This is a genomic window from Methanosaeta sp. UBA356, from assembly GCF_002496465.1.
Taxonomy (GTDB): domain Archaea; phylum Halobacteriota; class Methanosarcinia; order Methanotrichales; family Methanotrichaceae; genus Methanothrix; species Methanothrix soehngenii.
Genome location: NZ_DAKC01000126.1, coordinates 17,637 through 26,113, shown reverse-complemented (window position 1 = coordinate 26,113; position 8,477 = coordinate 17,637). Strand labels below are relative to the sequence as shown.

The following is an 8,477-nucleotide window of genomic DNA, read 5'->3' as shown; positions in this document are numbered from 1 at the left end:
TGGCAGAATTAAGCTGCCTGTCGTGATCTGTGATTACCATGCTCCAAGGCTTGACAGAATCCGAGGTCAGGCCGATCTCATCTTCCAGAATGGGACATTCTATCTTTGTGTTGTGGTAGATGTTCCCGAGCCAAAGAAGTCTGTTCCTCAAAATGTTCTTGGTGTTGATCTTGGAATCAAGAACATTGCAGTTGATTCTTCGGGTGAAGAGTTCTCTGGTGAGAAGATTGAAAAGGTTAGATCCAAAATCGATAACCTCAAAGCCGATCTTCAGAGCTGTGGAACAGATAGCGCAAAACGTCATCTGAAGAAGCTTTCCGGTAAAGAAGCTAGGTTCCATAGAGACGTTAATCATTGCATCTCTAAGAAGCTGGTTGCGAAGGCCATAGACACCTCGTCTGCTATCGTGTTGGAAGATCTTTATGGCATAAGAGAGAGGATAACGGTTCCAAAGGCTCAGAGGCGCAAACAGCATAACTGGAGCTTCTATCAACTCAGGCAATATATCGACTACAAGGCTGCCATAGCTGGTGTGCCCTTGATCTGCATTGATCCTGCTTATACTTCCCAGGAATGCCCTATCTGTCATCTTATATCTCGATCCAACCGTCCTACAAGGGACGAATTTTCGTGTGTCTGCTGCGGCTTCTCTGGTCCGGCTGACACAATCGCAGCGCGGAATATTGCGGCAAGGGTATCAGTCAATATGCCCATCGTGGCCCGACTTTTTGCGGAGCTACAAGCCCATCCCTTCAGGGAGGGGTAGTTGACGAGTGGATAATCTTTAAGAGTCTCCAGTCCGATTTATAACCAGAGGCTGAAGAGGGATAGAATGGAACATAGTCACGGTCATGATTTGATATGCAATAAAGAGAGGACGACGATCCCCATGAAGGACCGGGGCGTCGCTGAGCTGGTTGGAGATATGGGCAGGATGGGCTTTCAGGGTGGCCAGCTTGGCGCATCTCTGCGCGTCTGGGAGAGGATGATGGACGAGGATGTAACCATCTTCCTGGGACTGGCGGGAGCTATGGTCCCAGCGGGGCTCGGGGAGTTCATTGCATATCTATTGAGGGAGAGGAAGGTTGACTGTCTGGTAAGCACTGGGGCCAATCTATTCCATGATCTGTGCGAGGGATTGGGGATAATTCACTTTCGGGGGAGCTCGTGTGCTGACGACGCCTACCTGAACGAATGCAAGATCGACCGGATATACGATGTATTCGTCTCGGAGATCGAGTTGCATAAGGCAGACAACTACATATCGGATTTCGTTAAGGGCTTAGACCAGGACCGCCGCTACTCCTCCCGAGAGCTGATGGAGATGGTGGGCAAGGGACTGCCCGATACCACCATCCTCGGTGCCGCCCATAAAGCCGGTGTTCCAATATTCGTTCCTGCTCTGGGAGATAGCTCCTGGGGCATTGGGATGGTTATAGCCCTGCGCGAAGGTTGCCGGGTTTTGGTCGATCAGATCAAGGATGTGGATGAGATCACAAGGATAGTGGAAGGGTCCGCCCAGACCGGTGTGATATATATCGGTGGCGGGGTCCCCAAGAACTTCATCCAGCAGACCGAGGTCATAGCTGAGCTCATAGGCAACTACTCCGGAGGGCATAGCTATGCCATTCAATATACCGCTGACTCTCCTCATTGGGGGGGCCTATCAGGCTGCACATTTGAGGAGGCGGTCTCCTGGGGCAAGGTGAAAAAGGAGGCAAGCAAGGTGCAGGTCTTCTCCGATGCCACCATCACTGTGCCCCTGGTGGTGCAGGCATTGCAGGCATCGGGCCATAGGAGAAAGAGCTATCCGGTTTACAACTGGCGCGAGGGAGATCTCGAGCTGAACTACAGGTAAAAAAAGATTTTCAGAGGCCTGTGGCAGAAGCAAGCTGCAGGCTCTGATTTTTATCATTGTTGCCTTCGACCAGTACCACCAGATCTAAATTGTTCCAGAGATAAATATATTTGTAGCTGTTGCTATTTTGGATGTGTCTTATCTCCAGAGCATCGTGGTCGTTGATTGTGGCATTTCCGAATATCTTAAGGCCTCTGGCGATCTGATCGACGTAATCCTCCTGGGACCTGAAGTTATTGATGGCTGCTAGTGCCTGTTCCTGATCAGGCAATCGGATATATGTGACCTTGGCATCATAGGGCTGGCCGCCTTCCTTGGCCTCCCATTGATATATTCCTACAGAGATATTGATCGGCTTGATCTCCTTTTCTCCATAGAACTCGGTTATATAATCGGTCATATTCACATTGGAGTCCATCTCAGGGAGGGCAGCCAACAGCTTGAATCCATCTGGCAGCATCGTTTTTGGAATATCCGGATTGCCTTCAAGGGAACCAGTGCTATCCTCTGCCAGGCAGCCCATTATCGATGCTAAAAGCAGGGATATGGACAGCACACAAATGGTCTCAATTGGTCTCATAGCTTTTCTCATCCATTTTCAAGTCCATAAGCTTTATGAGCCGAATTGGGATCTTCATCCGATTATGGTGGCCGATTGGGACATTATATTCACTTCGGAGATCCTTCCCTCAACTTCCATGGAATCGCCGAATATGCCTTCCAGGATCACCTTGCCGTCATGGACCATCAGTCTGACCACGCTCTCCATGACCTTTTCCCGGACTCCACCTTTCAGGGTATAAACCGTCAGTTCGCACATATATCCTCAAAAAATATAAAACGGACCCGGCGGGATTCGAACCCGCGACCCCCGGGTTAGAAGCCCGGTGCTATATCCTGGCTAAGCCACGGGTCCGCGAGTTTGTTTAGCCGCCCTTGGGCGGCATCTGACCTAATGACTGCTTAAGCTGTTCCTGAAGCTGTGTAAAGCGCCCTTGAATGCGCTCTTCCTGCTTGACCATCGTCTTAAGCCTGATATCCATCATGTCCTTTCTCTCTTTCAATTCCTCAGTCAGCTTCAATTTGTCCGCTCTGAATAGAAGTTCGCCGACGCTCTTGTATATAACAGCGTCGTCTGCGCTCTTCTCCAGCTCTTTTAGCGCTGCTTCGGTCTCTCTGATCAGACCCTCTATCTGGGTCTTCTGAGTCATAACAGCCTGAGCCTGCTGCTGAAGCTGCTGAAGCTGAGCCAACTGGTTTTGTATCTGCGGAGGCAATTCGCCACTCATAAACTCACCATCTCAATTGCGATCTTGACCAACCTTATCCAGGTATTTAAGGCTGCCCGAAGGGAGACCACATCCTCGCCTAGGATCTTCAATCGAACAAAGCCAGGTCCTTCGACCAACTCGATATTCGACCGGTGGATCTCATCGTTCAACTCCGGTGCCAGCGCCTCATAGATCTCCTGGGAATGAGGCGTCTCTATGACCAGCTCTGTCCAGCCCTTCATAGCCTCAGACTGAACCTGGTCGCGCCTTCATCCATGAAATCTATCCTGCCAGATGCCACGGAAATCGTTCTCGCCTCTGGATCGGGAAGATGCGACCACCTCAGCTCAAAGAACTGAGCAATCGCTTTTGATTCAGTCGACCGTCCCGTAACCACAGGCACATCCTTCTTCAGCCGTCCCGCCAGCGGCTCGCCCAGCAGCCGAAAGGCAAGCAATTCTTCTCCTGCTATAGAACGCTTGACCAGGCCCCGGGGGTTGCCATGATCCTCCACCACCACCAGCCAGGTATCCTCTCCTCCAGAGCTATGCTTTCCCCGGTTGAGATAGGGGACGGAGAGGAAGGCCGCTAGCGCCCGCCCAAACCTTCTCGCTTTGGAAGAAGGGTCTCGCGCGGTGGTGACCAGCATCAGACGGCTTTCATCTTCTTGACCGTGGTGGGCCGCTCCTTCATAAGGATCCTATGGCCGCAGTAAGGACAGCGTATGCCGCTGTACTCGTAGTCAATCTCCACGATCTTCTTGCATCTGGTACACTTGTAGGCCATCCTTTAATCCGCCTCAAGGCTCTTCTTGAGAGACCGCAAGACAGAGCGGCCTAAAGAGGTCTCGGGCAAAAAGGACCCGCCTGCGAAGGTATATCCACATTTTCTGCAGCTCCATATGGCTGTGCTTGTCCTTTTTACCTTATTCCTTCCACACTGGGGGCAATCATAAGAGGCCTTGCTCTTCTCCTCCAGATCGGCCACGAGCTTCCTCGACTTGCGGCCGTATCTCGCGCCAAACCTGGCTGCCGATCTGCTCTTCTTTCCCTTTGTAGTCTGCTTTGCCATGATCTTTACTTCCGTTTAAGCTTCCAGAAACTTTTCCCGGATTTCTTTCGCCTTCTCACATGCTATATCAATGATGCGGTAGACCTGCTCTGGATTCAGCATTCCTGTGCCGCTCTTCTGCATTCCGCAGATATCTCCGTTTGTAGTGGTGATGACTGTGAGCTTGGTGTTGGCTATCGCCTCCTCTTCCACTCCGGGATCGAACATCAGCACATCGGAAAATTCAATCGCGGTCGTGGCTATGGGAATGTCCCTTATGGGCAGGATATAATCCTCGCCCAGGCCAAACCTGGATGCAGGTACCTTGGTGCATAAAAGGGCAGCTATTGCCCCCAGCGAGGCTGCATCGAGAATGTTTCCGCAGTCATCCAGAATATGCACATCGATGAACACTATCCAGACCTTCTTTCCCGGCTCGATGCATAGAGCTTCAAGGTCCAACGCCTTCGATTCGCGCACCCCCCGATCCACCAACCGGGCCAGCTCGATTCCCACCTCATTGGGCGGCCCAGGCTCGAAGGAGGGCGAGGCCAGGGGCACAAGCTCTGCATTGGTGATTATGACTCCCCGGTTGGGAGAATCCTGGAAGGGCTCTCCGGGCTGCATCTTCACTCCTACCAGGACCTGGCTGGATCCCAGCTTCACCAGAGCGCTTCCCTCAGCCTTGCGAATGACATCCCTCTCAATGGAGATCTCCCGGTATTGATCGAATTTCCTGCCATCGATCCTCTCCCCCTTGATAAGGAGATTGTATATGAAATCCTTCTTGATCTCGGAGATGACGCTACTCACAGAGATGCACCTCCTCTCGAGCTGAGTCTGTTGAGATCTGGCTATACTTTGCCACTAAAGCCCTCCGTTGCAGCTCATAGATGTCCTTTGCCCCTTTCATGGCCATCGTTACTGCTTGTCCGAACTCGTCCGGCGTCAGGTTGCCATCCATCTGCATCAGGGTGATATCGCCATTGGGGGTCATGGCGATGGGCAGATCGGCCTGTCCGAAGTTGTCCTCCTCTTTCATTGGGTCCAGGACAATGGTATCTCCTACCTTTCCTGCCGCACAGGAGGATATCATGCTCTTCATAGGAATTCCCGCATCCGCAAGAGCTACAGCCGCAGCATTTATGCCCGCGGTCCTCGTTCCTGCATCCGCCTGAAGAACCTCCACAAAGACGTCGATCACCGAACGGGGGAAAAATGAGGTCAGGATCACCGGCTCCAGCGCCTCCCGGCTCACCTTGGAGAGCTCATAAGACCGTCGATCCGGCCCGGGACGCTTTCTCTCCTCCACGGAGAAGGATGCCATGTTGTATCTGTAGCGCACGATGGCTCTCGTTACCTCCTGCAGATGTCTGGGGTGGACCTCTCTGGGCCCATATACTGCAGCTATTACCTTATTTCCTCCCATCTCGATGTAACACGAGCCATCAGCTCTGGCCAGGATCCCCACCTCTATCTTCACCGGCCTGAGCTCGTCGGCTCGCCGGCCGTCCAGGCGGAGTCCGTCTTTAAAAAATGATATATCATTCTCATCCATAGCGATCAACTTCTGGCCTCTTTCTCTGCCTTAAGGAAGCTCACAATCCTGTCCGTCAAGCCATTTGTATGGGCTTCTCTCTCTATCAGGGCAATCGTCTTGAGTGCCAGATCCGTATCGTCTGTACAGCCGTTGATCCAGATTCTGCCGTTCTGGCCAACAAATATGCTGCAGTTTACCTCTTTTTTCAGCATGCTGATCATGGAGCCGCCCTTGCCTATCAACCTCGGAACCCGGGTATGGCTGATCTCTATGACCTGTCCTGTCCTGATCGGGCCCAGCTTTCGGTCGTTTAAGGTTAGCTCCACCTTCATCGTGGGGTCCACATCCTTCACCCGGGTCATAATCGAGCTGCCGATGCGCAGATATTTGGACATCTCATCCGAATCGATCCTCTTGGGAAACTCCGAGATGTGCAAAAGCCCGTCATATGGCGAATTGATGTCCACGATCCAGTTGGAGAAGGTTATGTCCTTCACCACTCCTATGACATTATCCCCCGGCGCAGGCATATACTTTCCAGCCAGAGGTATGACATTTATCTTATCCCTGTAGTTCGCAAGTCCGTAAAGCAAGGAGTAGACGCTTCCATCTTTGATGTAAGTCCCCTCGCCCGATCTCTTGGCATCCTCAGAGAGAAGATCACCTGGTACTACCACCTTGCGATCCATGCGCTTCCTACTCCATTCTTAATGCTTAAGAAGCTTCGTCTCGGCCTCGCCTTTAGTTAGCCGGTTGACCAGGTCGTAAAACTCCGTCTGCATGCCCGCGGGTATCTGAACCACGCCGATCCAGGCGCCGTTGTTCTGCCAGGCTTCCCGAGTTAGTCTGCCAAAGGCGGAGATCTCTCCGTAGGCCTTGGGAGCAAATTCAGGCGGAACCTTGACCGCCACCTCCACCTCCTCGAATCTTATGGGAATGAGAGGACGAATGGCCTTCATCACTATCTTGACCAGCTCGTCGGTGGATTTGGTGGGATCGATGTTGACGCGGGCCTCGGTCATGGCCTGATCGATCCGGCCTGGTGGATGAGGGGTTTTTGTCTGGGGATTGATGGCATTTCTGGCAATGACCTCAATGACCTGCCGCCTTTTGTTCTCCAAGAACCTCTTCCTCTGATCAGCGGTAAGGCTTATCTCTCCTTTCTTGATGATGATGGGAGCGATGGAGAGGGGATCGGTGGTTCCGAAGGCCTTTTGCAGATCTTCTTCCGGACTTCTGTCTCCCCGAGAGGCATTCTCGAAGACATCCTCCACTGCCAGGATGTCTTCCAGGTTGACGCTATCGCCTCTCTTCAGGGCAAGCGCTCCGTCCGGGTCTACCAAAACCTCAAAGGTGGTTCCGTGGGTCTTCAGCCTGGCAGGTACTGCGTCATCCAGTCTGACCATCCTTATGCCTCTCCCTCTTCTCCCTTGCCTGGTTCAACCTTATTGGAGGCGACTATTGCCTTCATGCGTTCTACGTAGTCGCTGACCTCTTTTTCTGTCAACTTATAAAATAGCTTATCAGAGAGCTTGATGATGCCGATCTCAGTGGTTGATGCCTCCACCTTGCCCTCCGCGGCTCTGTGAAGAGCCTCCAGGCCCAAGAGGACCGCCTCGTCCATGGTCAGGTCTTCTCTGTACTTCTCCTCGAAGACCTCCATCACTGAGGATCTGCCTGCTCCGATCCCTGTGGCTTTGTACTCCAGCAGAGCTCCAGAGGGGTCGGTCTCAAAGAGTCGGGCCCTGTCCTCCTCTGCGCCGATGATGAGAAGGGCGGTTCCGAAGGGACGTACACCGCCGTACTGGGTGTACTGCTGCTTGAAGTCGCAGATCTTCTTGGCCAGGGCCTCAACCCCTATCGGCTCGTCATAAACCAGGCGGTTGATCTGGCTTTCAACCCTGGCCCGGTCAATCAGCACCCTGGCATCGGCTACCAGGCCGGATGTGGCTGCGCCGATGTGGCTGTCAATTTGGAATATCTTCTCAATCGATTTGGGTTCCATTAGCCTGCTAGTGATTCTTTTATCCACCAGCACAGCTACACCGTCCTTTACCTTAATGCCTACTGCCGTAGTTCCTCTACGGACTGCCTCGCGGGCATATTCAACTTGAAATAGTCTGCCATCAGGGCTGAATACAGTAATAGCCCTATCATAACCCATCTGCGGTGCCATCTGCATCCTCGTGTCCTCCACATAAATCGAAAGAGGTCAGTCCCAGGTATCTGGTATCTGAACCTCGGGTCCATTCGCTGTCATCTGGACAGAGATCGACCTCTAGGCCTTGGGTGCGAATAATGCACCCGGAAACTTCTTTCAGCTCGATTCTTCTTCTGTCGCAATCGCCGTTTATTTTGCATAGACGTGGTAAATACTTTTCTGTGGCCGATTTAATCGTCCCCGAGACCCCTTTTGCTTGCAGAGCCGCTCTAGTTCCCTGGATGGAATGAATTGAGGCTAAAGTGGCCCTGGTCTGGTCCATATGCTTATGATGAAAGCGCAATATGCCCTGGCGGCCATCGAAGGAGATCAGATGGAGCCTGTTTTTTGCGCTGCCGATATCGCCGAAGAGGGAATGCTGGCTGGCTATGATCTCTTTGATCAAATCCTTGCCCTCTATCTCTCCTTCTGCCTCCAGCTGGAATATCATATATCTCCTCCTCATTCGGAGGACGGGCAGTCTGCTTCTCAAAGTAGCTCTACCCCCGGAGAAGGCCAGCATCTGCGATTCAGAGCCATGATATCACCGGCCAGGGA

15 protein-coding genes and 1 tRNA gene are annotated in these 8,477 nt (G+C 52.4%); 2 read left to right on the top strand and 14 right to left on the bottom strand.

The window, feature by feature from the left end; translation table 11 throughout:
- Nucleotides 1-766 (top strand): RNA-guided endonuclease InsQ/TnpB family protein (locus tag BP727_RS12475; RefSeq protein ID WP_286859105.1); only part of this gene is annotated, 766 nt, incomplete at its 5' end.
- 66 nt (nucleotides 767-832) lie between these two features.
- A complete protein-coding gene (locus BP727_RS12470) occupies nucleotides 833-1,858 on the top strand; it encodes a deoxyhypusine synthase (RefSeq protein ID WP_273278602.1) in 1,026 nt (341 codons plus the stop codon).
- A gap of 10 nt (nucleotides 1,859-1,868) precedes the next feature.
- Here the strand turns inward: BP727_RS12470 and BP727_RS12465 are convergent, their stop codons facing one another.
- From BP727_RS12465 to BP727_RS12400, 14 genes are all read right to left on the bottom strand, one after another.
- Nucleotides 1,869-2,438 carry a hypothetical protein gene (locus BP727_RS12465; protein WP_286859084.1) on the bottom strand — a complete coding sequence of 190 codons (570 nt, stop codon included), beginning with the start codon at nucleotides 2,436-2,438 and terminating at the stop codon, nucleotides 1,869-1,871.
- A 54-nt stretch (nucleotides 2,439-2,492) separates the two neighbouring features.
- Nucleotides 2,493-2,678, bottom strand: a complete 186-nt coding sequence (locus BP727_RS12460; protein ID WP_013720475.1) for a CooT family nickel-binding protein — start codon at nucleotides 2,676-2,678, stop codon at nucleotides 2,493-2,495.
- Between the two features lie 21 nt (nucleotides 2,679-2,699).
- Nucleotides 2,700-2,774, bottom strand: a tRNA-Arg gene (locus BP727_RS12455).
- Between the two features lie 10 nt (nucleotides 2,775-2,784).
- Nucleotides 2,785-3,147: a prefoldin subunit beta gene (locus BP727_RS12450; RefSeq protein WP_286859083.1), complete on the bottom strand. Its 363-nt coding sequence runs from the start codon at nucleotides 3,145-3,147 to the stop codon at nucleotides 2,785-2,787.
- The gene (locus BP727_RS12445; protein ID WP_013720473.1) at nucleotides 3,144-3,371 is read right to left on the bottom strand and encodes a KEOPS complex subunit Pcc1; all 228 of its coding nucleotides are present in this window, start codon (nucleotides 3,369-3,371) and stop codon (nucleotides 3,144-3,146) included. Before BP727_RS12445 ends, BP727_RS12450 begins: the two co-directional genes overlap by 4 nt.
- Entirely contained in the window at nucleotides 3,368-3,778 is a 411-nt protein-coding gene (locus BP727_RS12440; protein WP_013720472.1) for a hypothetical protein, read from the bottom strand. Before BP727_RS12440 ends, BP727_RS12445 begins: the two co-directional genes overlap by 4 nt.
- Complete coding sequence (locus BP727_RS12435; protein WP_013720471.1) at nucleotides 3,778-3,915, bottom strand: DNA-directed RNA polymerase subunit P; 138 nt, start codon at nucleotides 3,913-3,915, stop codon at nucleotides 3,778-3,780. Before BP727_RS12435 ends, BP727_RS12440 begins: the two co-directional genes overlap by 1 nt.
- 3 nt (nucleotides 3,916-3,918) lie before the next feature.
- Complete coding sequence (locus tag BP727_RS12430) at nucleotides 3,919-4,200, bottom strand: 50S ribosomal protein L37ae (RefSeq protein WP_013720470.1); 282 nt, start codon at nucleotides 4,198-4,200, stop codon at nucleotides 3,919-3,921.
- A gap of 15 nt (nucleotides 4,201-4,215) precedes the next feature.
- The gene (gene rrp42, locus BP727_RS12425; RefSeq protein WP_276986862.1) at nucleotides 4,216-4,992 is read right to left on the bottom strand and encodes an exosome complex protein Rrp42; all 777 of its coding nucleotides are present in this window, start codon (nucleotides 4,990-4,992) and stop codon (nucleotides 4,216-4,218) included.
- Nucleotides 4,985-5,737, bottom strand: a complete 753-nt coding sequence (gene rrp41 / locus BP727_RS12420; RefSeq protein WP_048133357.1) for an exosome complex exonuclease Rrp41 — start codon at nucleotides 5,735-5,737, stop codon at nucleotides 4,985-4,987. Before rrp41 ends, rrp42 begins: the two co-directional genes overlap by 8 nt.
- A 5-nt stretch (nucleotides 5,738-5,742) precedes the next feature.
- Complete coding sequence (gene rrp4 / locus BP727_RS12415; protein WP_276986859.1) at nucleotides 5,743-6,408, bottom strand: exosome complex RNA-binding protein Rrp4; 666 nt, start codon at nucleotides 6,406-6,408, stop codon at nucleotides 5,743-5,745.
- An 18-nt stretch (nucleotides 6,409-6,426) separates the two neighbouring features.
- A complete protein-coding gene (locus BP727_RS12410) occupies nucleotides 6,427-7,125 on the bottom strand; it encodes a ribosome assembly factor SBDS (protein WP_286859076.1) in 699 nt (232 codons plus the stop codon).
- A 2-nt stretch (nucleotides 7,126-7,127) separates the two neighbouring features.
- Nucleotides 7,128-7,901: an archaeal proteasome endopeptidase complex subunit alpha gene (psmA, locus tag BP727_RS12405; RefSeq protein WP_048132526.1), complete on the bottom strand. Its 774-nt coding sequence runs from the start codon at nucleotides 7,899-7,901 to the stop codon at nucleotides 7,128-7,130.
- Entirely contained in the window at nucleotides 7,873-8,370 is a 498-nt protein-coding gene (locus tag BP727_RS12400) for an Rpp14/Pop5 family protein (protein ID WP_273467191.1), read from the bottom strand. Before BP727_RS12400 ends, psmA begins: the two co-directional genes overlap by 29 nt.
- Between the last annotated feature and the right edge of the window lie 107 nt (nucleotides 8,371-8,477).